Raw genomic sequence first — 25,455 nt, forward strand, 5'->3', positions numbered from 1 at the left:
GCGCTGAAACCCTAAAAAAATGCGTTGTGGTGCAAACTCTGGCTACACCTTGTTCAAACATTTGATCTTAATAAAAATACTTGAGCACCGAACTTAAGTTCAGTACATTGAAGTTAAGCTAAATTGCCACTTTATTAAATACAAAATCGCGCCAATTAGCGACTAAATTAAACCGCTAGTTTGTTAAAATTTGTTTGTGCCACCATAGCGCTTTAGTGCTTAAATTTCAAAATAATAGCCTAATATGTTGCGCGGGTATGTGCACTCAGACAACTTGGGTTTTAGCTAGGTTCAACTAGAATAAATAATACAACCTATAAGCGGCTTAAGGGCAAAGTGGCACTTTACTACTAAAAATAACGCATTTACTGGAGTTATCAACTCTTTGCACCTAAAGCATTACAACATCAACAAAGATAAATAACGCATAAAAAGACCAAATTTAAATTAATAAAATTTAACAGCAGGATGGCCTCTTTTGAGAAAGCACAGAACGAGTGATAAAAAAATTGCCTTACTACTGACTGGAGGTGGTGCAAGGGCCGCATATCAAGTCGGGGTATTAAAGGCGCTTGCGCAGAGTATGCCTCGTACTTCTCCCCTCCCTTTTGAAATCATTACTGGCACCTCTGCCGGCGCAATTAACTCGGCGGGGATTGCCTGTTACGCATCTTGCTTTCACCTTGCGGTGAAAAAAGTTGAATATATTTGGAAGAACTTTAGCACCGACATGGTGTACAAAAGCTCGTTTACGGGTGCATACGGCCATTTATTTGCCAATATGATGCGCAGCTTTCAAGCGCAATACCTTAATCAGCCACCAGCCAGCTTGTTAAATAACTCGCCGCTTCGAAAGCTGCTGGCCAATGTGCTTGATTTAAATCGCATCGATCACAACCTACACCGCCATTATCTTGATGCAATCGCGATTACGGTTTCGAGCTATTCTACTGGTAAATCAGTGGCGTTTTATCAGGCGAACAATGCTGAACCTTGGCAGCGCTCAAAGCGCGAAGGCGTTCCGGGCACAATTTCGCTCGACTTACTCATGGCAAGTTCGGCTATACCTATGGTGTTTCCAAGCGTGCGCGTTAAGCATCATTACTATGGTGATGGCTCTATCCACCAGCTTTCCCCGCTTAGCCCTGCCATTCACTTAGGTGCGGATAAAATCTTTGTGATCGGTGTTGAGCAGCCTAAACTACCACAGCCGCTCGGTTATGAACCGCATTTTCCAGGAATGTCTGTGGTCGCCGGTCACCTGCTAGACAGTGTGTTTAGCGATACCTTAAATTCAGACATCGAACGGCTCGACCGCGTCAACCGTACGGTAAGTTTGCTACCGGCCAGAGAAAAGCACAAAGAGCTTAGGCGAGTAGATCATATGCTCATCAAGCCAACGGTTAATTTTAATGAAGTCGCAGATCATTATTACGAAGATATGCCGTTGGCAATCAAGCTGTTGCTCAGAACCATGGGGGTTAAAAAGCATTCGCCGTCGAGTTTAACGAGTTACTTGCTGTTTGAGCGTACTTATACACAAAAACTCATTGAGCTTGGATTTGAAGACGGCATAAACCGCTTGGACGAAATGAGAGAGTTTTTGGAGCTCAAGTAAGATTTACAATAATAAAAATAGGTAGTAAAGATGTATAAACCTACTATAAGCGCACTTTTGCTTATCGCACTTGGGTCAATTTCATTTAGCGCATACAGCCAAACGTTCGATGTTGTTCAAATCATCCAAAATAACACCGCTGGGTTTAGCGGCTTAGATAATCCAAGGCAGCTGCGTTTTAATCACCAAGGTACGCAGGCCGTTGCAGTAAGTGGCGACGATAACGCAGTGGTTACATTTACGCTTGATGCAAATAAACAGCTAGTCCAAGAGCAACTCTTTCAATCGAGCGACGCGCATCCGCTTTTACTTACTGGCGCATCCGATGCGGTATTCGTCAATAGCAACCTCATTCTTAACACTAACTTTTACGATGGTGCATTAAATGTGTTTGCAAAAGATAAAGCGGGTAAGTTTAACCTTGTGCAAACCTTTTCTGACGAAGTGTCTTACAAATTGGTGTTTGATCCAACCAAAAATGCCTCTACTCATGACACCCTTAGCTTGTTTGCACCTTGGAAAATTAGTTTAAGTGGCGACAAGCGCTATGCATTTATCCCAAGTTATAAAAGCAATACCGTCACTGCTTTTAGGATCACTCCTACAAACAGCGTGACGTGGCTCGGCCCAATTGATAGCGCTGAGCAAACTGATATGGGTGGGCCTGTGGATGTGCTAGTAAATAAAGAGGCTAACGCGCTTATCGTCGCAGGTTATGAAGGCGATGTCATTACGCTGTGGCAACAGGAACAAGGTACTTATACTGTTAAGCAGCGCATCGTTAAAAACGACACTAACCTGCTCGCACTCAGTAAACCACAAGCCTTGGTTGCAAGCTCAGATTTCACTGTTTTTTATGTTGCAGCGGCGGGCAGTAACAGCATTTTAGCATTTGAGCGTCAACAAAACGGCCAATATCATTTGCTTCAGACCATTGATGCAAACCAAGTTGGCAAGCCACTTAACGGTGTCTCCACCTTGTTACTTGCTGCTGATGGCAAAAGGTTGTTCGCAGCCTCTGAGAGTAGCTCTGGTATTGCAGAGTTTAGCGTTACCGCAACGGGCAAGCTCACACATATCGCAACTTTTGATGATTTGACCAATCCCTTAGCCAATATATCGGCCTTGGCTTTTGTGACTGACGCAAATCATTTAGCCGTATCTCTTGCAAAACAAGATACCATCAAAATACTCAAAATAAGGAAGTAGTAACGCATGTGGCCAACTGATAAACCACTGATAGGACACCATGTTACCCTTGAACCATTATCAACAACCCATATTAATGCCCTGCAACAGGCAGTAAAAGATGGTGAAGCATGGAAGCTTTGGTATGCCAATGTCCCCACCCCAGACGATATGGAGCGCTATGTTAACACTGCGATAAGCCAAGCATCTGAAGGCAACCTTGCGTATGCGGTAAGGCTAAATAGCAGTAACGAAATCGTGGGAACCACCCGCTATTACAATGCAGATATAGCCAATCGCCGTGCCATGCTAGGCTATACTTGGTACAGCGATAAAGTGCGTCGAACAGCGGTTAACACGGAGTGTAAGTTTTTGCTGTTACAGCAACTTTTTGAAGATTTTGACGCCATTGCCGTAGAGTTTAGAACCCACTTTTTTAATCATGCCTCTCGCAATGCCATTGAGCGACTTGGCGCCAAGCTCGATGGTATCTTGCGCAGCCACCAGTTCGGTAGAAACGGCGAGCTAAGAGACACCGTTGTGTATTCGATTATCGCCTCAGAATGGCCCACCGTTAAGCAGCATTTATTGAGCAAGCTCGACAGATAGGTAGTAAAAGCATAAAAGATCGCAGGGTAAATCTGCTCCTACTCCGTGTTGTAGGAGACACTTTACGCGGCGATCTGTAACAACAAAAACAGAACATAGCACAACCTCGCAGGGTAAACCTGCTCCTACTTTGTGTTGTAGGAGATGCTTTACGCAGCGAGCAGTAACAACAAAAACAGCACACAAGATCGCAGGGTGAACCTGCTCCTACTCCGTGTTGTAGGAGCCGCTTTACGCGGCGATCTGTATAGCTTACTGCACGATTTTGCTTTTTGCTTGAGCTATCATGCTTTCGAAATAATCATATACTGACGGATCGTCGACTTGCTGTGCTTTCGCAAGTTGCAAGGCGTGATTAAAGCTTTTCAGCGCCTTGTTATACGCTTTGTTCTCTAAATATCCATGGCCTAGGCTGGCATGGGCATAAGACGAGTCGGGATAACGCGTGACAAATGCATTTAAAGTCGCGAGCGCAGCGTCTAGGCGTTTATGGCTGGTTTGCGCGTCAGCAAGTGCTCTGTATATAGACTCTGGCACTAACACATCAAACTCATAGCGCTTAGAAAGCTTTAGATAATAATCTTCAATATCAGAGATATGCGCATATTTTCCGGCTTCTTCATTGAGCTCAAAGTAGAAATCGTCAAAAAGTTTCGTTAATCCTTCATAGAGACTTGGATAAAACGTAGTTTGATGCGTTTCCAATTCTTTAAGGCTAAATTGCCAATTTACCTCTTTTGATCTGAGTGCTTTCAGGTTTGACGCAACTCGCATACCGTTGGTGTAAAAGTCGCCACCTTCCCCTGCGATACTAATATACAGATTGCGACGTAAATCATGCGTTGAGTTGCTAAGTGCTTTAAATTGCTGATCCAGCTCTTCCTCACCCCACCAACCTGGCGGACTAACGAGCAGATAATTGGTAAATATCTCTGGCTTATTTAAAAAGGTGTGTAGTCCGTAGATCCCACCATTGGAATACCCTACTAACGTACGATTAGGTTTGAGTGAATATTGCGACTCAATGAAAGGAAATAACTCCCGAGTTAAGAAGGCTGTAAATTCGGCTGTCTTGCCAAATTGAGGAAACTTCTCTTTAATCCAACGCTGTCTATCACTTTGGGGCTCACCGTTAATTGGCGGTAAGTAGTCTCTAGTTCTCACCGTGGTTTTCAACCCAACAACGATGGTAGCAGGTATTTTTCCAGTGCTAACCAAAGACTCCACAATACCCACGGTTTGGGTAAAAAAGAATTCAGCATCGAGTAAGTACAACACTTGATATTGTTTCTTAGGGTCATAATCATTTGGCGTATAAACCATGACCTCCCTATTCTCACTTAATATCTTAGATGCAAAGGTTATTTTAGACCCAATCGTGATGGCTTGTTGTTCTAATGTTTGCCCATACACCTTGCTCAATGCAGCAAGTAGCATTAACACTAGCAAAATAATAAAACGCATGACTTTCCTTTTTAGTTTATTTTTATCAGTGTGTTACATTAGGAAAAAACAGGGCGATAAAACAGCAAAGTTTGCTGATTTTTCGCTGATAATTCGCTGAAAAAAGAATTTTAAAATGGAATTAAAGCAGTTTTTGATTGCAGATCACCTTGTAGATGTAAATCGCAATCATATTGTTATCGACCAACAGACTTATGCGCTCCCCCCTAAAGCAATAGCGGTGCTTTGTGAATTGGCAAAACAACCAGGAGAAGTGGTGAGCTTTGAGCAACTACTTAACACCGTTTGGCACGACAGAGTTGTTTCTCCCAATACATTGCAGCGCTGCATTTTCCAAATTCGCCAAGTATTCAAATATGCTGATAGTGAGTTAGAGTTTATAAAAACGCACAGTAAAAAAGGCTATAGTTTAGAGGCACCCGTTACGTCGATAAACGATAAGCCGAGCGCGCATAAAGCGACTCAAAAATCTCGCCCACGCGCTGCAAAACTTGGTGTAGCGGCCCTAGCCATAGTTATCACGGCTTATCTCTTTACGGTTATAATTCAACCAGAGACCAACCCCAGAGTACCTATTCAACCTACTTTTACTCTAATGACCACAAGTGACGCATGGGATGCAAATGCCAGCTACTCACCTGATGGCCAATGGATTGTTTTTCAGCGCTTTAGCGATAATTGCCATAGTCAGCTTTGGGTAAAAAATCTAGCCTCGCACAACACCTCTCGCTTAACCGCTCGCCAAGGCGTGTACGGAAAACCAAGTTGGTCACACGACGCAAAGCAACTAACTTTTACCGAACGGAGTCATTGCAAGGCTCAAGAGACGTCTCCCTTTTGCTGGTCTTTAAACACACTAGATGTCGATACCGCAATCAACTCACCACAAAATCCACATGCCGTTATCGCTTGCCAAGAAAAGCCCATGTGGCGTGCAAATTGGATGAAAAATGGCGAGATAAGTTACTTATCTCATTTGCGTCCTAAACAAGCAGTGCCCTACCTTTTTGATTTAAAAACAAGAAAAAGCCGCACTACCGAGTATTTGCCAAACTTTGAAAACTACACTCTTGACTACCTTGCAAATCAAAATGTTTTCGCCATGGTAAGCATTGATGAGCACAACTCTCATCACCTGAATATTTACAATCCCGATAAGACGCCAACGATCACGGCAAAGATAGTACTACCGCACGAATTGTCACCATTGCAGCCAATTGAAGTCAGTTACCACCCAAGCGGCGAGTATTTGCTCGCATCGACGACCAACGGACTTTATAAACTGCAAACCAACGGGAGAATGATTGCTCTTGATACTGGGGGCAGAAAGAATCTAAGAGAGGCTTCTTTTTCAGCTGATGGAAAACAGATCTTAGCGACACAGATAAATGCCGATACCGATATTTTTACCTTAAGTCTTGCTCAAATACGAAATCACCAAACCGCTGCGGCAGCAAAGATAGCCAGAACAACAATGAAGGAAGACAACCCTCAGTTTCAACCTCATGGTGATCATATTGCTTTTACATCTACACGTACTGGTTCAAGGCAATTATGGCTTTACAATGACCAAGGTGTTTCACAGCTTACCGATTCACAGCAAGACAATATCAGCAAACGAATTGTGTGGTCTCCTGCGGGTAATGAGATAGCGGGCACAACACAACAGGGACTCACTATTTGGTCTTTAAATGGTGAAAAAAACCTCATTGCTAATTCGCTTGCCATTGATTCTGTCCTGCAGTGGCTAACGCCGAAAACGTTGTTGGTCACAGCAAGGGAGAATGGAAACGCGGGGCTTTACATTCTTAATAAAGATACCAAAGAGGCCTCACTCATTGTTTCTGAAAATGTAGTTTGGGCCACGCAAGTAGATAGTGAGCATTTTCTGTATCAAGATATGAATCAGCGTTTTTGGCTTGTTAACACAAACACAGCTCCTATACCGACTGAGATCAATGCGTTACGCGCTCAGTTAGCGCAGCCATTTGCCGTTTATAAAGACGGTATATTGTACGGCGTAAACAACGACAACCAACTATGGTCTTATCATCTCAGTGCAGGGATATATCAACACCTTGCAGAGGTACCCAGTAACAGCCGTTACTTGGCAGATTTTAACGGTGAAACCTTTTTGTTTACTCAAATGCATTTGATGCAAAAGCATATCGTGTCATTTAATACACCTGATGATCAAGGCACATAGATAGAGCAAGAACGCAGGGTAAACCTGCTCCTACTCCATGTTGAAGGAGACACTTTACGCGGCGACCTGTGACAACAAAAACAACATTCAAGATCGCAGGGTGAACCTGCTCCTACTCCGTGTTGGAGGAGACGCTATACGCGGCGATATGTGACAACAAAAACACTCAAGATCGCAGGGTGAACCTGCTCCTACTCCATGTCGTAGGGGACGCTTTACGCGATGAGCAGTGGCCACATAACAATACTCAAGACGTAGGGAAAGCCTGCTTCTACTCCGTGTTGTAGGGGACACTTTACGCGACGAGCAGTGGCCACATAACAATACTCAAGACGCAGGGGAAACCTGCTCCTACTCCGTGTTGTAAGAGACACTTTACGCGGCGAGCAGTGACAACAAAAAACAATACGCAAGATCGCAGGGTGAACCTGCTCCTACCCCGTGTCGTAGGAGACGCTTTACGCGGCGATCTGTTAAAAAAGCACAAATTTAAGAAACGTTATTATGGCAGGCCATCGAGTAAAAACTGCTCCGCACGTTCAACGCGGCGGGGTTTCCCCTTTAACAGCAAAACATCATTAACGCGTAAAATGGTTTGCTCATCTGGTTGAGCAATTTCTTCGCCGTCCCGTCTTAATGCAGTAATATCAACGCGCTTAACCTTGAGCTCAAGCTCAGCGATTGACTTGTTAACGGCAAATGCATGGTCAGGCAAAGCAATGGCATGCAAATATTCTAGTCGCTCGCCTGTGACTTCATGCAGATCACTGCTGTCTCCAGCAAAAAAACCATGTAAATACGGATAACGATTTTCTCGCTCTTTACTGACGCGACGAAAAATCCTGCGCATTGGCACGCCAGACATGTACAACACATGAGAAACCAGCATCAAACTTGCTTCTAAAGTTTCTGGCACAACTTCTGCGACGCCCATGGCTTTTAATTGCTCCATGTAGCTGTCATCTTTCATGCGTACCAAGATCTTCACTTCGTGGGTACGCCGACGAATGGCGTCAACAACCACCTGCGTCTGTTCAAAGTCATCAAAGGTAATGATAACCAAGCGCGCTTTATCAATATTTGCTGACTTTAACAGCGTTTTTTGTGCCGCATGACCAAATAACACGGGCTCACCCGCAATTTGTGCGTCTTGTACAATTTGCGGGTTGCGCTCTACCGCAATATATGGAATAGCCTCTGGACGTAAAAATCGTGCGATAGTTTGACCAACACGCGCGTAGCCAAAAATCACAACATGATTTTTTAAATCAGCCGCGTTATAACCACTTGGCGCTTCGGGTTGCCAGTCTTTTTCTATTCCCAAGATATTGAGAATATACGCGGTTTTACTAATAAGATAAGGCGTTAGCGCCATAGACAACACGCCAAGCGTGATCAAGAAGGACACTTCATTCTTGTCTAATAATTGATGTTTACTGGCAAGAGCAACCAATACAAAGCCAAATTCCCCCATTTGCCAGATCAAAATACCAGCGCCCCAAGCGTCTTTTTTACGCTCTCCCATTAACTGCGCAACGCCAACGATGATCAACACTTTGATCACAAGCACAGCGCCAAGTGCTGCAACAATATAAATAAACTGGTCGAGCACATAAGGAATATCTAGTTGCATACCCACTGTGACAAAAAAGAGTCCCATTAGAATATCTCGAAACGGTCTAATTTCTGCCTCAAGCTGATGCCGATATTGGCTTTCCCCTAACATCATGCCCGCTAAAAATGCGCCGAGCGCCATTGAAAGTCCGAACGCATAAGTGAGCGACCCCGCGCACAGGGCAACAACCAAGGTAGATAAAACAAAGAGCTCATCTGTTCTTACTAATGCGATTTCGTTAAATATTTTAGGTAGTAACCACTTACCTATTGCCCATAAAACCAGACACACAACCGCTCCCTTGGCAAACGCAAAAAGAAGCGCTGACGCCAGCTCTGAATTACTCGCAGAGGAAATAAGCGGAAACGCGATGAGCAGTGGCACAACGGCAATATCTTGGAATAACAACATGCCAATACCGAGCTGACCATGGCGTGTGTTGAGCATCCCCAGCTCTTTTAACAGCTTAACCACAACCGCTGTAGAAGAGAGAGCAATGAGGCTCGCAATCACAAATGCACCCACCCACTCATATTGCATAAAACGCAACACAAACATACCAATGATCGTGGTAACGATGACCTGCAAACTCCCTAAACCGAATACTACGTTTCGCATTGCCATTAATTTTGGCACGGAAAATTCAAGCCCTAAACTGAACAGTAAAAACACGATCCCAAGCTCGGCCATAAAGTGGATTTCTTGGCTGTCACTCATCCATCCAATGCCGTGACTGCCTGCAATGACTCCAGTGAGCAAATAAGCCAGAATAGGCGGCAAGCCAATCCGCTTAAAGGACCAGACTAAAATCACTGCACATAACAGCAAGGCAAAAACCTGCGCGAAGATACTTTGCAATCTGCCTCCTGAGCGAAAAAATTGACGGGGAATAAAGGTGGATTTCTTTTTCTTTCTCTTAAATATAGCAAGCGTTTGTTTTTAAGCCAGTTTAAATTTTTGGCACAAAGTTCGCATATTAATCATGTATTGTTGTATTTAAGGGGAAGAAATATGGAAAATGTCCATATTTTGACACAGAGATTGCCGACCAGAGGCGATTACTTGCCGTTCAATTCTGAACAGTATAGTACGCAAGGCGGTGAACACTACGCGCGATTAGTCGACAAACTTCAGACAACACTCAACATTGAAGAGCTGTTGACTATTTACGCGGAGCACGTGGCAAGAATTTCAAAAATTTCGGGGCTCCAGTTCCATTGTAGCCTTGGTGTCTTTCAGATGAAGGACAGCGATAGCCAATTTCCGGCTAGTACGTTTGATCTTGAGCTCGAAAAAGAACACTTAGGCCAGCTGGTGTATTTCAGTGAGTTTCCATTTAGTGAAGCTATCAAGGCAAAATTGTCAAAATTACACGCCTGTTTAATTTACCCAATGCGTAACGCTTTGATGTATAACCGTGTGTTGCAACTAGCAACCAAGGACTCACTAACTGGACTTTACAATCGCAGTCAGTTTGCTGACAACTTAGAAGAAAAGCTTGAACGATGCCGTCGTCAACATCGTAATTTCAGCTTAATGCTTTTAGATTTAGACAACTTTAAGCAGGTGAATGATGTTCATGGCCATAAAGCCGGTGATGAAGTGTTGGTTGAGTTTTCACGTATTTTGCAAACCTCAACACGCGCAACTGATTCGGTATTTAGGTTCGGTGGTGATGAGTTTGCCATTTTAATTGACGACCCTGCGTTTACGACCAACAAAGTGATCGCAGAAAGAATTATGGAAGCCGTAAGAAAGTCGAGCATGTTGGCTAAATACACGGTGACCACAAGCATTGGCTTTACGCTGGCATCGAGCCATGATACTGCCGACAATATATTTGCTCGTTCGGATAGCGGCTTATACCGCGCAAAAGCAGCCGGACGAAACTGCGCTCGCGCAGTATAAAAAAACCACTTCCCCTTTTGCTCAGTGTTATGCGTTAACGCTGAGCATCTTTTCCTAAGTATAGGTATGCCATCAGGGCAAGCGCCGCGCCGTTAAAAAATCCATTTATTACCCATGCAAGCGCAAGGAAATCGGGTAACTCTGAAAACATCACCGCAAGCATTGGCGCAAGTAGACCAAGAATAAAATACATTCCGCCCTTACCATGCCAATACAATAGTAAAAACACAATACTGATAATGCCAGATGCCGAAGCAAATATTTGATTCAGCCACACCACTTCACTCGACATAAAGAGTACGATAAACACCACCGCAGTGAACACCACCGCATAAGGCGCTTTTTGCGCTAACTGTTGGCCAATTTTTTTACTTTCAGTCATCTTTTACTACCCAAATAATGCCATTATCCTCTGCGTGCTCGGCACTCACAAACAGTCCGTTCACCGCAACCGGTGTATCATTGTAATAAACAACCGCAATAGAATCACGCTCCCAGCTTGGAATGTGTAAATCTTTTAGCCAATGTTTCAAGGTATTAGAGCCAGGTTTGCCCTGTGGTTTGATTTTATCTTTAAGTCTGCCGTAGCGAATGCTAACGATTTCGTCCGAGAAAGGTTTGCGGAGCCCCTTGCCCGTTTGCATAGCGACAGGTGTACTTTGCCCGCTGAGTTCGTTGAGATTCACGGTCTCAATATCATGCTTTTGGCTAGTTTCCGTTACCCAATAAAGTGCATCACGATAACGCCTCACCGCGCCTTGCTTAAAACGTATTTCAAGTTGGCTATCTTGGCGTGATGAAAACGCCTGTTGTACAATTTCATCCAACTGTTTTTGACTCGGCATCTCTATGCCCAGCTTTGATAACCACAGTCTGATGACATTATCTCTTCTTGCACAAGAGAGCTGTTGTAAAGCCGTGATGTTTAGCGCCATCCGACAACGACACTTTTGCAAATCTTCTTCACTCACCTCATCAATTATGGTTTGTTGGCGCTGTAAAATATCGATACTACGCAGTGTGTTACCTACAAAACCATTGAATCGAGAGGTAAGTAACGGGATCACCTGATTGCGTAAAAAGTTACGGTCAAACGCATCGTCGGCGTTGGACTCATCAGTAATATGCTCAAGGCCACACTGCTGTGCAAATGCTTCAATCTCGCCACGACTAACGGCAAGTAACGGACGAATACAATATCGCCCAGATGCCAGCTGAGTTATCGCTCTCATCGCTCCAAGCCCGAGTAACCCTGACCCACGCTTTAATCTCAGTAAGAAAGTTTCTACTTGGTCATCGGCATGTTGCCCAAGTACGATTGCAAAACCTGCTTTGGCCGCGTCATCTAATGCTTGATAGCGAGCTTCGCGTGCTTGCGCTTCAAGGCTAGTACGGGCTTTCCGAGTAATCGAAACCTGTTTTGCAACAAAGGGAACATTGAGTGTTTCACAAAGTGATTGGCAAAATTGCTGCCACTGCGAAGCGTGCTGAGATAAGCCATGATTAACATAAACCGCTTGGAGTGCAATGTTATGCTTATTTGCATATTCTCGACAAAGATGGAGCAACACAACCGAATCCACACCACCAGATAAAGCAATGCACAACCCTTTGGCGTCAAGGCTGGAACTCAATACCTTTAAACTTGACTCTACTTGTTGGTAAACCCGACTATTAATCATGTTTTCTTACAATCAATAAAAAAAAGCCGCTCAATAGCGGCTTTTTAACTTAAATTAGCATTGATATCAATACGAGCAGAAACCCGTATTAACAATAACCAAATGACATCAGGCGCTTATAACGCTGATCTAACATCTCTTCGGTGCTTAGTGCTTCAAGATCAGCCAAGTCACGTTTAAGCTGCACTTTCAGGTTTTTCGCCATCGCATCGTAATTGCGGTGTGCGCCACCTAGCGGCTCTTCGATGATGTTATTGATAAGATCCAGCTCTTTTACGCGAGAGGCTGATACACCCATAGCTTCAGCGGCAAGTGACGCTTTGTCTGCGCTCTTCCAAAGAATAGAAGCACAACCTTCAGGTGAAATTACAGAATACGTGCTGTATTGCAGCATGTTTACTCTGTCACCAACCCCGATAGCCAATGCGCCACCAGAGCCACCTTCACCAATTACGGTACAAATGGTTGGTACTTTTAGCGCCGCCATCACCTTAAGGTTACGTGCAATCGCTTCACTTTGACCGCGCTCTTCAGCGCCTACACCCGGATAGGCTCCCGGTGTATCGATAAAAGTAATGATTGGCATCTTAAAGCGTTCAGCCATTTCCATTAAGCGCAATGCTTTACGGTAGCCTTCAGGCTTTGGCATACCAAAGTTACGTTTGATTTTTTCAGCCGTGTCACGACCTTTTTGCTGACCGATAATCATTACTGGCTTGTCGTCAAGACGTGCAACACCACCAAGAATAGCCGGATCGTTAGCAAAAGTACGGTCGCCTGCGAACTCGTCAAACTCGGTAAAAATGCGTTCAATATAGTCACGAGTATATGGACGAAGCGGATGACGTGCTAATTGAGACACTTGCCAAGCGCCTAAACCGTCGAAAATTTTCTTTGTTTGCTCAACATTTTTGTCTTTTAAGCGGCTGATCTCTTCTTCAAGGCTAAGATCTAAATCGCCAGAGCGACTAACGTTTTGTAATTCTTTGATCTTTGCTTCCAATTCAGCGATTGGAAGTTCAAATTCAAGATAATTGAGGCTCATGCTCTAAACTACCTGTTTAGTTAAATTCTAATTCTAATTCCTGCGCCGCCAACAGTGATAAACGAGTTAAAAGCTCATCACTTGGCGTCACACACCATTGTGTTCCTAATGTTAACTCTGCTAATGCATCAGGACGCTGATATTTAATTTTTACCGGACACGTTCCAAATTTATATGGTTCTAGCACTTTTTTGAAATTATCAAAGAAGTTCGCGTCAATTTGAGCCATATTTAGCGTCATTTTTATTGCACTAATACGCTTTTCTCGCGCCTGAGCAATGGTAGAGATTTCTCTTGCGGTCATTGTAATGCCACCAGAGAAGTTATCAAAGCTGACCTGTCCAGATATTACCAAGATTTGGTTAATTTGCAGCATTTCTTGGTACATTTCAAACTGTTCAGGAAATAAGCGTACATCAATTCGGGCACTTTTGTCATCTAAAGTGATAAGTCCCCAACGCGCTCCTTTTTTGTTTATCAAGGTACGAGCATTGATAACCAGTCCCGCCGCGGTTGCTACCGTATCACGATTACCGGGTTGTAAGTCAACTAACTTGCCAGAGGTATAATATTTTAATTCTTTGCGATATTGATTAATTGGGTGGCCAGTTAGGTAAAGACCTAAGGTTTCTTTTTCCCCATTTAACCATTCTTTATCGCTAAGCGGCGTGGCTTTGATAAAGGCTTGTTCAACCTCCTCAGGCTCAACCGCAAGCAAACCAAATAAGTCGCTCTGTCCAAGTGATTCGGCTTTGTGATGCTGCTCTGCCGACTTCATGGCATCCTTTAAGCTTGCCAGTAAAGTCGCGCGCCCAGGCTGATCTCTATCTGGGCCAAGCTTATCAAGCGCTCCTGCGTATATTAGCTTTTCAATCACGCGTTTATTTAGACGCTTTAAATCAACTCGCGCACAGAAGTCGAATAAATCTTTAAATTCTCCCCCTTGGGCTCGCGCTTCAAGGATCGCTTCAACTGGACCTTCACCTACGCCTTTAATCGCTCCTATACCATAGACGATCTCACCTTGACGATTTACAGCAAATTTGTAGACACCGGCATTCACGTCTGGTGGTAGCAGCGTCAACTTCATGTTTTCGCATTCATCTACCAAGGTTACGATTTTGTCGGTGTTATCCATATCCGCTGACATTACCGCCGCCATAAACTCGGCAGGGAAATGGGTCTTCATCCATAGCGTTTGGTACGACACTAACGCGTAGGCTGCGGAGTGTGATTTGTTAAAGCCGTAACCCGCGAACTTTTCTACCAAGTCGAAGATTTTCATCGCAAGTTCGCCTTCGACGCCATTATCTTTAGCACCATCTTCGAACGTTGCACGTTGCTTCGCCATTTCTTCGGGCTTTTTCTTACCCATCGCACGACGAAGCAAGTCAGCGCCACCTAGGCTATAACCTGCAAGCACCTGCGCTATCTGCATTACCTGTTCTTGGTAAAGGATGATCCCGTAAGTCGGCTCCAGTATAGGTTGTAGACTTTCGTGCTGGTATTGTGCGTCTGGATACGATACTTCTTCACGACCGTGCTTACGGTCGATAAAGTTATCTACCATGCCCGATTGCAAAGGACCCGGACGGAATAGCGCAACCAGTGCGATCATGTCTTCAAAGCAGTCTGGCTTCAAGCGACGGATCAAGTCTTTCATACCACGAGATTCCAGCTGGAATACCGCAGTTGTTTGTGCGTCTAGTAACACTTTAAAACTTGCAGGGTCATCCAATGGGATCGCAGCGATATCAATCGGCTCACGACTTTCTCTGCCAAGGCGTTCGTTCGCCATGTCGAGCGCCCATTGCAAAATGGTTAGCGTTCTTAGACCGAGGAAGTCAAACTTAACCAGACCTGCGGTTTCTACGTCGTTCTTATCAAACTGGGTAACTGGGAACTTACCTTCTTCGTCGCAATACAGCGCTGCAAAGTCGGTAATGGTGGTAGGCGAAATAACAACACCACCGGCGTGCTTACCCGCGTTACGCGTACAGCCTTCAAGAATGCGACATTTATCAATCAGTTCACGAACTTCTTCATCGCTATCGTAAGCTTCTGGCAGGCGAGGTTCAACATCAAACGCTTTGGCAAGTGTCATACCAGGGTCGCCAGGTACAAGCTTGGAGATCCTATCTACGAAGCCATAAGGGTGACCAAGCACACGACCGACGTCTCGAATTACCGCTTTTGCCGCCATCGTACCAAAGGTGATGATCTGAGATACTGCGTCTCGACCGTACAGTTTAGCAACGTGGTCAATTACCTCGTCTCGTCTATCCATACAGAAGTCGACGTCAAAGTCTGGCATCGAAACCCGTTCTGGGTTAAGGAATCGTTCGAATAGGAGATCGAATTCAAGTGGGTCAAGATCTGTGATCTTAAGCGCATATGCCACCAAAGAGCCGGCACCGGAACCACGACCAGGACCTACAGGGATGCCGTTATCCTTACTCCACTGAATGAACTCCATTACGATTAAGAAGTAACCTGGGAATCCCATTTGGTTGATAACGTCGAGTTCAACCTGCAGACGGTCGTCATACTCACCACGCTTTTCTTTGCGGTCATTTTCATCAGGGAATAAGAACTGCAAACGTTCTTCTAGACCATCTCGCGATACTTTTACCAAGAAATCTTCAATCGCCAGATCGCCAGTTGGATAATCTGGTAGGAAGTAGGTGCCAAGCTGTACCGTCACGTTACAGCGCTTAGCGATTTCTACGGTGTTTTCTAAAGCTTCTGGAATGTCACTAAAGAGCGCTTGCATTTGCTCAGAAGTCTTTAAATATTGCTCTTTAGAAAAGCGCTTTGGTCGATTTTTGTCTTCTAATGTATAACCGTCGTGAATAGCAACGCGAATTTCGTGGGCATCAAAGTCTTTCTCATGTAAAAACACCACTTCATTCGTCGCCACAACCGGTATATTACGCGCAGCCGCGACCTCTACAGCACCATGGAGATATTCTTCTTCTTGTGCACGTGCAGTGCGTTGCAGCTCAATATAAAAATGGTCGCTAAAATGTTGCTCGTAAAACGCCAGCGTTTCTTCAATTAGCTTAGGATTGCCTTTTAAGATGGCCTTACCTAAGTCGCCATCTTTCGCGCCAGAGATAAGGATCAGCCCTTCTTTGTATTTTGCAAGCCACTCTTTATCAATTACAGGGCGATGGAATACATGACCACGAAGATACGCATCGGAGATCAACAAGGTGAGGTTTTTATACCCTTGATTGTTCTTAGCGAGAACGAGAATTCGGCTTGGTTCATCAGGAAATTGATCTGACTTTAGCCAAAAATCCGCACCAATTATTGGCTTGATCCCTGCCCCGTGTGCGCCACCATAAAAACGCACCAAACCACATAAGTTCATTTGATCGGTGATGGCAAGCGCAGGCATTGCAAGCTCTTCGGCCCTTGCCACAATTGGTTTGGTCTTCGCTAGACCATCCACCATTGAGAAGTCACTATGTACACGCAAATGGACAAACTGCGGGGCTGGCATGCTTACTCCTTCTCGGCCAAAATTCGTTGCACAGGCTTAAAGCTTGTACGATGATGCGGAGTAACACCATGTGCTTCGAGCGCGGCAAAGTGGGCTTTGGTTGGATAACCTTTGTGGCCTGCAAAACCAAACTCAGGATATTCCGCGTCGAGTGCTAGCATCTCATTGTCTCGGGTGACTTTCGCCAATATGGATGCCGCACTTATCTCGGCAACTAGGCTATCCCCTTTTACAACTGCAGTTGCAGAAACACTCAGCTTAGGTAAACGATTTCCATCAACAAATACATGATCAGGTTGAATTTCCAATCCTTCAACTGCGCGTGTCATCGCCAACATTGTTGCGTGAAGAATATTCAAATCGTCAATTTCTGCAACTGATGCTCTCGCAATGCAGTAACATAATGCCTTTTCTTTTATTTCTTCTGCCAATGCAATGCGCTTTTTCTCTGACAGTTTTTTCGAGTCGGTTAAGCCTACGATTGGTTTGGTTGGATCTAAAATGACGGCGGCGGTCACAACGTCACCCACCAACGGGCCACGTCCTACCTCGTCAACGCCTGCAATATACTGCACATCAGGACGTTCAATTTGCATCTATTAACTCCATTACAGCCTGAGCAGCTTGTTTGCTGGCATTTAGGCGAATGTTCTCATGTATCTCGTAAAACTTTCTAACAAGCTTGCTATTATTGCCTTTTAACATCGGGAAAAGTGCATCAGCGAGTGCGTCAGGATTACACTCTGCCTGTAAAAACTCAGGCACAAGTGGTGCGTCAGCCAATAAATTCGGCAAAGCAAAGTATTTGATGTTAAAGGTAAAAAAGGTATTAAAAATCCAATAACTTTTAGGATTTAACTTATACCCTACCACCATTGGCTTTTTATATAGCATCGCCTCAAGTGTGGCTGTACCCGAGGCCAGTAAAACAGTATCCGCTGCTTGCATTGCCAGTGCTGACTGACCGTCAAGCATAATTGGGTTCAATTCTGGCGCGACTTCTTGCAAGGCTTCCAAAAACTGCGCTCTGCGCTTTTCGTTTACCAAAGGCACGACTATTTTTAAGTTAGGAATTTTATCGACTAATTTTTTTGCAGTCGCAAGGTAAGTGCGGCTCAATAAGCCAACTTCAGAGCCCCGGCTACCAGGAAGCAGTGCTAAAACCGTATCATCTTGACTTAAGTTCAGCTGAGCACGTGCACCTGCAGTGTCCGGCTCAAGTGGAATTTCATCCGCTAGCGTATGACCCACAAATGTACAAGGCACTTCATGTTTATCATAAAAGGCTTTTTCGAATGGCAGCAAAGACAGCACTAAGTTAGTCGCTTCAGCAATCTTATGGATGCGTTTTTGACGCCACGCCCACACACTCGGGCTTACATACTGAATGGTTTTAATTCCTGCCGCTTTCAACGGTTTTTCAACACGCAAATTAAAATCCGGCGCATCGATACCGATGAATACATCAGGAGGATTATCAATAAAGTAGTTCACCAACTGCTTTTTAATTTTTAGCAAGCGAGGTAAGCGACCAAGCACTTCGACTAACCCCATGACAGCCAGTTCATCCATGTCAAACAGGCTTTTACAACCAGCTTGTTGCATTTTAGGACCACCTATCCCGACAAAATTGGCATTGGGGTAATGAAGTTTTAGCGCATTTATCAGGCCTGCGCCGAGTATATCGCCCGATAACTCTCCTGCGACCACGCCAATGGTGATATTTTTTTCGTTAGCCATTGTTATTTTTCAGTATAAAAAAACGCCATACAAAATGTATGGCGTAAGTATAACCTGTATTGCGGTTCAAGTTTAGCGGATCAAACCACGATTAGAAGTCGCAATAAAATCAATCATTTGCTGAACTGCTGCGAACTCAGAAGCATCTTCTTTTAGCGCTTCTAACGCATCTTCTAAACGCAGCCCCTTACGGAACAACGTTTTGTATGCGCGTCTTGTTGCCATGATTTCATCAGACTCAAAGCCGCGGCGCTTTAAGCCTTCAGTATTAATTGCAACGGGTCTTGCTGGCGTGCCAGTCGTTGTAACAAATGGCGGCACGTCCTGGTTCACACCAGAGTACATACCAATAAAGGCATGTGAACCCACTTTACAAAATTGGTGTACACCTGAATTACCCGCAAGGATAACCCAGTCACCAATATGTACATGTCCGGCTACACTCGCATTATTGGCGAAAATCACATTGCTGCCAATAACCGCGTCGTGTGCCACATGGGTGTAAGCCATAAATAGGTTGTTGCTACCAATTCGAGTGATCCCTTCGTCTTGAATTGTGCCACGATGGATAGTCGCACACTCACGAATAACGTTGTTATCACCAATAATTAGCTTAGTTGGTTCATCCTTGTACTTTTTATCTTGGCAGGCTTCCCCTACTGACGCGAATTGGAAAATGTGATTGCCTGAACCAATCTCAGATGGGCCTTTGATCACAACATGTGATTCAATCTTACAGTTATCACCAATGACTACGTCATTGCCAATATAACTATAAGGGCCTACAGAAACATTCTCGCCTAAACGCGCGCCTGATTCGATAATTGCGGTAGGATGAATAGCCATTAAAACTCTCTTCTAGCACACATAATTTCAGCTGAACACACAGTCTTGCCCTCTACTTTAGCTTCAGCACTGAATTTCCAGATATTACGGCGTTCTTTTTCGAACTTAACGTGCAAATGCATCGTGTCACCCGGTAGAACAGGTTGTTTGAAACGTGCATTATCAATTGCCGCAAATAAGTATAGTTCATTCTCGCTGCGATTCTCGACCGTTTTAAAACCAAGTAAACCGGTTGCCTGAGCCATCGCTTCTAGGATCAACACACCTGGGAAAATAGGTTGTTCTGGAAAGTGACCCGTGAAAATAGGCTCATTAATCGTCACGTTTTTAATCGCGTGAAGATATTCGCCAGGCTTAAAGTCTACCACTTTGTCAACAAGCAACATTGGGTAGCGGTGCGGAAGAAGTTTTAAAATCTCTTGGATATCAAAGCTGTTTAATTCGTTAGCCAAAATAGCTTCCTTATTCTACATCAGTATCTTTAAGCTGTGCTGTCAGCAGCTCAAGTGCCTTCAGGCGCGACTTAAAGTCAGATAAATTGCGTAAGTGTGCAATAGACTTACGCCACTCTTTATTCGTTTGGTGAGGTAAACCAGAAGAATAGATCCCTGGCTCAGTAATTCCTTTAGTAACCATGCTCATACCAGTAATGACAACCCCATCACAAATTTCGTTGTGACCATTGATTGCTGTCATGCCACCAATTTGGCAGTACTTGCCGATTTTAACACTGCCCGCCAGTACCGTGCAGCCTGCGATGGCTGTACCGTAACCAACTTCAACGTTATGGGCAATTTGGATCTGGTTATCTAAAATGACGTTGCTATGAATAATGGTGTCTTCTAGCGCACCTCTATCAATAGAAGTACTCGCGCCAACTTCGACACGGTCGCCAATAATTACGGTGCCAACTTGAGGGATTTTAACCCACTCGCCTTTCTCGTTGGCGTAGCCAAAACCATCACTTCCTATTACGGCACCTGACTGGAATAGACATTGTTCGCCTATCTGTACTTCATGATAGACGGTTACGTTTGCCCAGAGTTTAGTCTTTGCGCCTATTTTGGCATGTTTTCCAATGAAACAGCCTGGCCCTATCTCAACATCATCACCAATCACAGCGCCATCTTCAATTACAGCGTTCGCACCCACACTGACGTTTGCACCAAGTGTTGCGGTATCAGAGATAACTGCTGTACGATGAACTCCTGATGCTGCGCTAGGTGTTGAGTCTAGCTTCTGTGCAAGTTTTGCATAGGCTACATAAGGATCTGCGATAATGAGTTTATTACCCGCAAAATAATCCGCGTCTTTTTCACTCAAGATCACGGCTCCCGCAGTCGTGCTTTCAAGCTGACCACGGTATTTGCTGTTGGCTAAAAACGCGATTTGGTCGTCTTTTGCCTGTGCGAGAGTGGCGATATTTCGAATTGATTTATCGCCATCACCTTGCAGCTGAGCACCTAGATACTCAGCAAGTTGAGATAAGGTGTGAAGTTTTGTCATTACTTATTGCTAACCGCTTTTACCACGTCTTCAGAAAGGTCGGCTACTTTATCAGGATTGAAGTAAATTGTCGTATCTTTTACTTTAACTTCGTCAAACTTACCTTTTTTAGCAACAGACTCAATCGCATCTACGATTAGCTTTTGTACTTTTGCAAGCTCTTGGTTTTGACGAACTTTAATTTCTTGTTCTAGTGGACGACCTTTTTCAGCAAGTGTCTTTTGCATGCCTTGGATCTTCTCACGAAGCGCTTCTTTTTGCTCTTCACTCATTGTCGTTGCTTCGCGCTTAAACTTTTCAGCTTCGAAACGAATATCACCTTGAATTTTTTCAAGCTCTTGACGACGCTCAGCGAACTCAGCTTGTAGTGTCTGTTCAATTTTCGCCATTTGTGGAATTTGCTTGTACACTTCCTGCATGTCTACGATGCCTACTTTGTGTGCAAATGCGCTACCTGAAGCACCCATCATTAGTGCTGCAGTCATGGCTAGTGTTGATGATTTAATAAATTTTTTCACAATAAAACTCCTTAGAATGTATTACTGATATTGAAGCTGATCGTCTTCGTATCGTCTTCTTCTTCTTTTTTGAGTGGGTAAGCGAAACTGATCAGCATAGGTCCCATAGGCGAGATCCACTGAATCGATAAACCCGTTGATACTCTGAACCTTGATGGATCAGAGAAATCAGAAAGTAGATTGTATTGATCTTCTGGCAAGTTGTTATAACGGTCTACATCAAACTCAGTATCCCAAACGTTTGCCGCATCGACGAAGAAACTCGTTCTTACTGAGCTCGTGTTTTCTTCGTCTAGGAATGGCGTTGGTACGATAAGCTCAAGACCTGCTAGTGCTTTTGCGTTACCACCGATACGACCACCTAGATTTAGCGTATCAAATTGCTGATCGCCGCCAATACAGCTACCTGTTGTACCATCTGGTTTAGGTGTGCCCGGAATACACTTAGGCGCACGCTGTACCGCTCGAGGTAGAATTGTGTTTCGGTCAAAACCACGTAGTTCTTGCTCTGAAATACGGAAGAACTCTTGGAATGGCAACACTTGCTCAAAGCCATTGGTCTCGCCATAACCATTACCATAGCCTAAACCCGCTCTCGCTGAAAATACCCAACGATGGTCATTACTGATTGGCCAGTAAAAACGTGAATCGTAATTGATCTTGAAGAAATTAAGATCTGAGTTTGGTGTAGTAATACTTAAGTTCAAGCTTTGACGAGAACCTGCTGTTGGGAACATACCACGGTTAACCGTTACACGTGACCAACCTGCACTTAACTCATATTTAGTGAAGTCATAATCGGCATTTGGATCGCTTTCGTTTAAGAAGCTCTCACGAAGTACTCGTGTTTGCTCAAAGTCTGAAATTTGCGAAAGGCTTTCTTCAATCCAACGAATACCAAAGTTAACGCGGTTAATCGCATTGATTGGAAAACCAAAGTTAGTGCCGATACCGTAGCTCGTCGATTTGTAATCTACAATCCCAAATTCGCTCGCATCGAACTTACTGTAGAAGATACTGCTGCCTTGCGAGACACCATCAGGCGTAAAGTAAGGATCGGTATAAGACACACTATAACGCTCAGAACCACGCGAAGTGTTGATATTGAAAGCAACTTGGTTACCAGATCCTAAGAAGTTAGACTCACTAACACCAATGTTAAACTGAAGGCCCGCATAAGAGCCATAAGCAACACCCGCTTGGAAACTACCTGCTGGCTGTTCCTTTACTTTAAAGTCAACATCAACCTGATCTTCAACACCAGGAATTGGCTTGACTTCAAACTCTACCGATTCCATATATGGCAAACGTTGAATTTGAAGCTTTGAACGCTCTAGGTTTTGGTTAGACAACCACGCACCTTCAAGCTGCGTCATTTCACGACGTAATACCTCGTCTGCTGTATTTTGGTTACCGTTAACCACGATACGACGCACATATACGCGCTTTCCAGGATCAACAGATAGTGTTAATTGTACTTCTTTGTTTTCATCATCGATTTCTGGAACAGTTCGTACTTCCGCATTGGCGTAACCAAAACGCGCCAAATAACTCTTAATGAAATCTTCCGTTGCCGTTACAACTGAGCCGTTGTAAAGCTCACCAGCGCGAAGTGGTACTATGCCTTTAATTAAGTCTTCACGACCTAATAAGTCACCAATGAAATCAAACCCTTTAACGGTATATTTTTCACCTTCGGTGATGTTCGCCGTAACATAAACTGATTCACGTTCTGGGCTTACTGAAACCTGTGTTGAATCAATATTAAAACGTAAATAACCACGGTCTAGGTAAAAACTGCGGATCTTTTCTAAATCACCTTCAATGGTTTGTTTTTGATAACGGTCATTAGAGAGGAAGCGCCACCAAGGTAAGTCCTGCTGAGATTCAATTAGGTTAAGAAGTTCTTCGTCCGAAAACAGCTCATTACCAACGAGGTTAATTTGACGTACAGAAGCAGCATCACCCTCTTCAAACTTCAGCATCAGCTTCACACGGTTACGTGGCAATTCAACAATGCTCACCTCAACCTTAGCGTTGTATTTACCAATACTGTGGAAGAATTCCGTTAAGCCTTTTTCGATACTATCAAGTACCGTTCTGTCTAACGGTTCACCTTGGCGAATATTTTGCTGCTCTAAACTCTCGTTTAGCTGCTCGTCTTTGATGTCTTTGTTGCCATCAAATTCGATTGAGCTGATAGTTGGACGTTCTTTAACCTTAAAAATAATCTGATTACCATCACGGAATACCGCAATGTTGTCAAAGTGGCCAGACTTATATAACGCCTTGATTGTGCGTGAAATAGTAAACTGATCGACATTGTCACCAACGTTGATCGGAATATGTGTCAATGCAGCACCTAGTGCAACGCGCTGCAGCCCTTCTACTTTTAAATCTTCTACGATAAAGGAGTTTTGCCCTAAGGCAGCAAAACTAGCGCCCAGTAAACTGGTTACTGCAATGTGTTTTTTTATAGGCATTTTATTATCTTTATCCTTTACAACAATTTTGGCGCGATACGCTAAGGCCCATTACATCACAACATTCAAACGTTACAGCTTTTGTATTATGTTATCCGTTGTATGCTTGAACAAAAATGCAAACATTTAAATTGCATATAATGTGCGCTTTTTAGCACCGCACGGCTTAAAGCCGAGAAACATCATTAAATAGTGCAAAAAACGTTAAGGCAAGAAGAAGCGCCGCTCCAATCTTAAACCCAAACTCTTGTGTCTTTTCAGAGACTGGTTTTCTGCGAATTAGTTCAATTAAGTAATACATTAAATGCCCACCATCTAGGACAGGGAGCGGTAATAAGTTAAAAACTCCTAAATTCACGCTGATAAGCGCTAAGAAGCCTAAAAATGCAACTAACCCGTAACTAACACTATTTCCGGCACTAACCGCGATCCCCACAGGCCCGCTTAAGTTTTTTACCGAGACTTGGCCCGTGATTAAGTTGCCGATCATGTCGAAACTTAAGGCAATCAAGTCGTAAGTTTTACGAATGCCAAGCACCATACTATCTAGGATGCCGTATTGTCTAGTTTCAATATAACCATTTGGCCATTTTTCCATCACAGGCACAACGCCCAAATAGCCTTGTACGACACCTTCTGGTGAAGTTTTTGCCTGAGGTGTTATCGTTAGGGTTTGTGGCTGACCATCGCGCAGAATATCAATGCTTATGGCTTGATTTGCAGATTTTTGAACTCGGCTCACCAGCTGTTGCCACGATGCCAGTTTGTCACCATTTATCGCAACCAGCGTGTCATCTACTTGTAAGCCACCTTTGTCGGCAGCTGCACCTTCTTCGATATAACCGAGCTGCAGCGTCAGCGGTGGCCTATAAGGCGTAATGCCGACTGAGGTCAGTGGCGCTTCATCTTGCTTTTCCAGTTTCCAATCGCTCAAACGTAGCGAGCGAATAGCCAAACTACCTTTTTCATCTTGTACTTTGGCAACCAGAGATGGTTCACCTAAATGCGCCATCAATTCAAACGTGACGTCTTGCCATGAGTGTACTAACTCATCATTCAGTGCAATGATGTGGTCACCAGATTGAAATCCAGCATCCGCCGCGATACTGGTTGGTGTCACACCACCAACGACGGGTTTTACTGATTGAACCCCTACCATATACATTGCCGCTAACGCGACAATGGCAAACAAAAAGTTTGCAATGGGGCCTGCAGCTACCACAGCGATACGAGAAAGTACTGGCTTATTATTGAAGGCAAGGTGGCGCTCCTGCTCTGGCACATCATCAACGCGTTCATCGAGCATTTTGACATAGCCGCCAAGTGGAATTGCGGCAATAACGTATTCGGTTTGATGTTTGTCATACCACTTGACTAAAGGCTTACCAAAACCAATAGAAAAACGTAAGACCTTAACGCCGGCTTTTCTGGCAACCCAAAAATGGCCATATTCATGAACGGTAACTAAAATCCCTAAAGCAAGAATAAATGAGCCTAAGTGCCAGAAAAATTCAAACAT

General features: G+C 44.1%; 19 protein-coding genes. 5 read left to right on the forward strand and 14 right to left on the reverse strand.

All coding sequences use genetic code 11. The features are described from left to right. Window positions 1-478 precede the first annotated feature (478 nt). The 3 genes from NH462_RS00645 to NH462_RS00655 are packed head-to-tail and all read left to right on the forward strand — an operon-like array spanning window position 479 to window position 3,415. Window positions 479-1,618, forward strand: coding sequence for a patatin-like phospholipase family protein (locus NH462_RS00645; RefSeq protein WP_253103265.1), 1,140 nt, complete (start codon window positions 479-481; stop codon window positions 1,616-1,618). Window positions 1,619-1,648: 30 nt separating this feature from the next. Continuing rightward, complete coding sequence (locus NH462_RS00650; protein ID WP_253103267.1) at window positions 1,649-2,827, forward strand: beta-propeller fold lactonase family protein; 1,179 nt, start codon at window positions 1,649-1,651, stop codon at window positions 2,825-2,827. A 6-nt stretch (window positions 2,828-2,833) separates the two neighbouring features. Further along, complete coding sequence (locus NH462_RS00655) at window positions 2,834-3,415, forward strand: GNAT family protein (RefSeq protein ID WP_253103269.1); 582 nt, start codon at window positions 2,834-2,836, stop codon at window positions 3,413-3,415. Window positions 3,416-3,667: 252 nt separating this feature from the next. Here NH462_RS00655 and NH462_RS00660 read toward each other — a convergent pair whose 3' ends face one another. Beyond that, the gene (locus tag NH462_RS00660; protein WP_010371386.1) at window positions 3,668-4,879 is read right to left on the reverse strand and encodes an alpha/beta hydrolase-fold protein; all 1,212 of its coding nucleotides are present in this window, start codon (window positions 4,877-4,879) and stop codon (window positions 3,668-3,670) included. A gap of 115 nt (window positions 4,880-4,994) precedes the next feature. Between NH462_RS00660 and NH462_RS00665 the strand changes: the two genes are divergently transcribed. Then, window positions 4,995-7,085 (forward strand): winged helix-turn-helix domain-containing protein, encoded by a 2,091-nt coding sequence (locus NH462_RS00665; RefSeq protein ID WP_253103280.1) that lies wholly within the window; start codon window positions 4,995-4,997, stop codon window positions 7,083-7,085. 502 nt (window positions 7,086-7,587) lie between these two features. Here the strand turns inward: NH462_RS00665 and NH462_RS00670 are convergent. Then, complete coding sequence (locus NH462_RS00670; protein ID WP_253103287.1) at window positions 7,588-9,558, reverse strand: monovalent cation:proton antiporter-2 (CPA2) family protein; 1,971 nt, start codon at window positions 9,556-9,558, stop codon at window positions 7,588-7,590. A 153-nt stretch (window positions 9,559-9,711) separates the two neighbouring features. Between NH462_RS00670 and NH462_RS00675 the strand changes: the two genes are divergently transcribed. Then, complete coding sequence (locus tag NH462_RS00675; protein WP_010371382.1) at window positions 9,712-10,608, forward strand: GGDEF domain-containing protein; 897 nt, start codon at window positions 9,712-9,714, stop codon at window positions 10,606-10,608. Window positions 10,609-10,642: 34 nt separating this feature from the next. Here NH462_RS00675 and NH462_RS00680 read toward each other — a convergent pair whose 3' ends face one another. From NH462_RS00680 to rseP, 12 genes are all read right to left on the reverse strand, one after another. Then, the gene (locus tag NH462_RS00680) at window positions 10,643-10,990 is read right to left on the reverse strand and encodes a hypothetical protein (RefSeq protein WP_039497156.1); all 348 of its coding nucleotides are present in this window, start codon (window positions 10,988-10,990) and stop codon (window positions 10,643-10,645) included. Further along, window positions 10,983-12,290, reverse strand: coding sequence for a tRNA lysidine(34) synthetase TilS (gene tilS / locus NH462_RS00685; RefSeq protein WP_253103290.1), 1,308 nt, complete (start codon window positions 12,288-12,290; stop codon window positions 10,983-10,985). Before tilS ends, NH462_RS00680 begins: the two co-directional genes overlap by 8 nt. Window positions 12,291-12,378: 88 nt before the next feature. After that, complete coding sequence (gene accA / locus NH462_RS00690) at window positions 12,379-13,335, reverse strand: acetyl-CoA carboxylase carboxyl transferase subunit alpha (RefSeq protein ID WP_010371368.1); 957 nt, start codon at window positions 13,333-13,335, stop codon at window positions 12,379-12,381. 16 nt (window positions 13,336-13,351) lie between these two features. After that, window positions 13,352-16,843, reverse strand: coding sequence for a DNA polymerase III subunit alpha (gene dnaE / locus NH462_RS00695; protein ID WP_069018614.1), 3,492 nt, complete (start codon window positions 16,841-16,843; stop codon window positions 13,352-13,354). A 2-nt stretch (window positions 16,844-16,845) separates the two neighbouring features. Continuing rightward, window positions 16,846-17,439, reverse strand: a complete 594-nt coding sequence (gene rnhB / locus NH462_RS00700) for a ribonuclease HII (protein WP_253103292.1) — start codon at window positions 17,437-17,439, stop codon at window positions 16,846-16,848. Continuing rightward, window positions 17,429-18,583, reverse strand: a complete 1,155-nt coding sequence (gene lpxB / locus NH462_RS00705; RefSeq protein WP_017216084.1) for a lipid-A-disaccharide synthase — start codon at window positions 18,581-18,583, stop codon at window positions 17,429-17,431. The genes rnhB and lpxB overlap by 11 nt, the downstream gene beginning before the upstream one ends. A 72-nt stretch (window positions 18,584-18,655) precedes the next feature. Next, window positions 18,656-19,429: an acyl-ACP--UDP-N-acetylglucosamine O-acyltransferase gene (lpxA, locus tag NH462_RS00710; protein ID WP_017216085.1), complete on the reverse strand. Its 774-nt coding sequence runs from the start codon at window positions 19,427-19,429 to the stop codon at window positions 18,656-18,658. After that, window positions 19,429-19,881, reverse strand: a complete 453-nt coding sequence (gene fabZ, locus NH462_RS00715) for a 3-hydroxyacyl-ACP dehydratase FabZ (RefSeq protein WP_010371351.1) — start codon at window positions 19,879-19,881, stop codon at window positions 19,429-19,431. Before fabZ ends, lpxA begins: the two co-directional genes overlap by 1 nt. A 10-nt stretch (window positions 19,882-19,891) precedes the next feature. Further along, a complete protein-coding gene (lpxD, locus tag NH462_RS00720; protein ID WP_039497143.1) occupies window positions 19,892-20,935 on the reverse strand; it encodes a UDP-3-O-(3-hydroxymyristoyl)glucosamine N-acyltransferase in 1,044 nt (347 codons plus the stop codon). Next, the gene (locus tag NH462_RS00725) at window positions 20,935-21,453 is read right to left on the reverse strand and encodes an OmpH family outer membrane protein (protein ID WP_017216087.1); all 519 of its coding nucleotides are present in this window, start codon (window positions 21,451-21,453) and stop codon (window positions 20,935-20,937) included. Before NH462_RS00725 ends, lpxD begins: the two co-directional genes overlap by 1 nt. Before the next feature lie 11 nt (window positions 21,454-21,464). Beyond that, the gene (gene bamA / locus NH462_RS00730) at window positions 21,465-23,936 is read right to left on the reverse strand and encodes an outer membrane protein assembly factor BamA (RefSeq protein WP_253103294.1); all 2,472 of its coding nucleotides are present in this window, start codon (window positions 23,934-23,936) and stop codon (window positions 21,465-21,467) included. A 166-nt stretch (window positions 23,937-24,102) separates the two neighbouring features. Further along, window positions 24,103-25,455 (reverse strand): sigma E protease regulator RseP, encoded by a 1,353-nt coding sequence (gene rseP, locus NH462_RS00735; RefSeq protein WP_253103295.1) that lies wholly within the window; start codon window positions 25,453-25,455, stop codon window positions 24,103-24,105.

The sequence above is a fragment of the Pseudoalteromonas sp. OANN1 genome (genome assembly GCF_024124685.1).
In the GTDB taxonomy this organism is placed as follows: Bacteria; Pseudomonadota; Gammaproteobacteria; order Enterobacterales; family Alteromonadaceae; genus Pseudoalteromonas; species Pseudoalteromonas piscicida.

Coding starts and splice junctions, on each gene's coding strand:
- NH462_RS00650 (WP_253103267.1), top strand. CDS start 1,649: ATGTATAAACCTACTATAAGCGCACTTTTGCTTATCGCACTTGGGTCA.
- NH462_RS00655 (WP_253103269.1), top strand. CDS start 2,834: ATGTGGCCAACTGATAAACCACTGATAGGACACCATGTTACCCTTGAA.
- NH462_RS00660 (WP_010371386.1), bottom strand. CDS start 4,879: ATGCGTTTTATTATTTTGCTAGTGTTAATGCTACTTGCTGCATTGAGC.
- NH462_RS00665 (WP_253103280.1), top strand. CDS start 4,995: ATGGAATTAAAGCAGTTTTTGATTGCAGATCACCTTGTAGATGTAAAT.
- NH462_RS00675 (WP_010371382.1), top strand. CDS start 9,712: ATGGAAAATGTCCATATTTTGACACAGAGATTGCCGACCAGAGGCGAT.
- NH462_RS00680 (WP_039497156.1), bottom strand. CDS start 10,990: ATGACTGAAAGTAAAAAAATTGGCCAACAGTTAGCGCAAAAAGCGCCT.
- tilS (WP_253103290.1), bottom strand. CDS start 12,290: ATGATTAATAGTCGGGTTTACCAACAAGTAGAGTCAAGTTTAAAGGTA.
- accA (WP_010371368.1), bottom strand. CDS start 13,335: ATGAGCCTCAATTATCTTGAATTTGAACTTCCAATCGCTGAATTGGAA.
- dnaE (WP_069018614.1), bottom strand. CDS start 16,843: ATGCCAGCCCCGCAGTTTGTCCATTTGCGTGTACATAGTGACTTCTCA.
- rnhB (WP_253103292.1), bottom strand. CDS start 17,439: ATGCAAATTGAACGTCCTGATGTGCAGTATATTGCAGGCGTTGACGAG.
- lpxB (WP_017216084.1), bottom strand. CDS start 18,583: ATGGCTAACGAAAAAAATATCACCATTGGCGTGGTCGCAGGAGAGTTA.
- lpxA (WP_017216085.1), bottom strand. CDS start 19,429: ATGGCTATTCATCCTACCGCAATTATCGAATCAGGCGCGCGTTTAGGC.
- lpxD (WP_039497143.1), bottom strand. CDS start 20,935: ATGACAAAACTTCACACCTTATCTCAACTTGCTGAGTATCTAGGTGCT.
- bamA (WP_253103294.1), bottom strand. CDS start 23,936: ATGCCTATAAAAAAACACATTGCAGTAACCAGTTTACTGGGCGCTAGT.
- rseP (WP_253103295.1), bottom strand. CDS start 25,455: ATGTTTGAATTTTTCTGGCACTTAGGCTCATTTATTCTTGCTTTAGGG.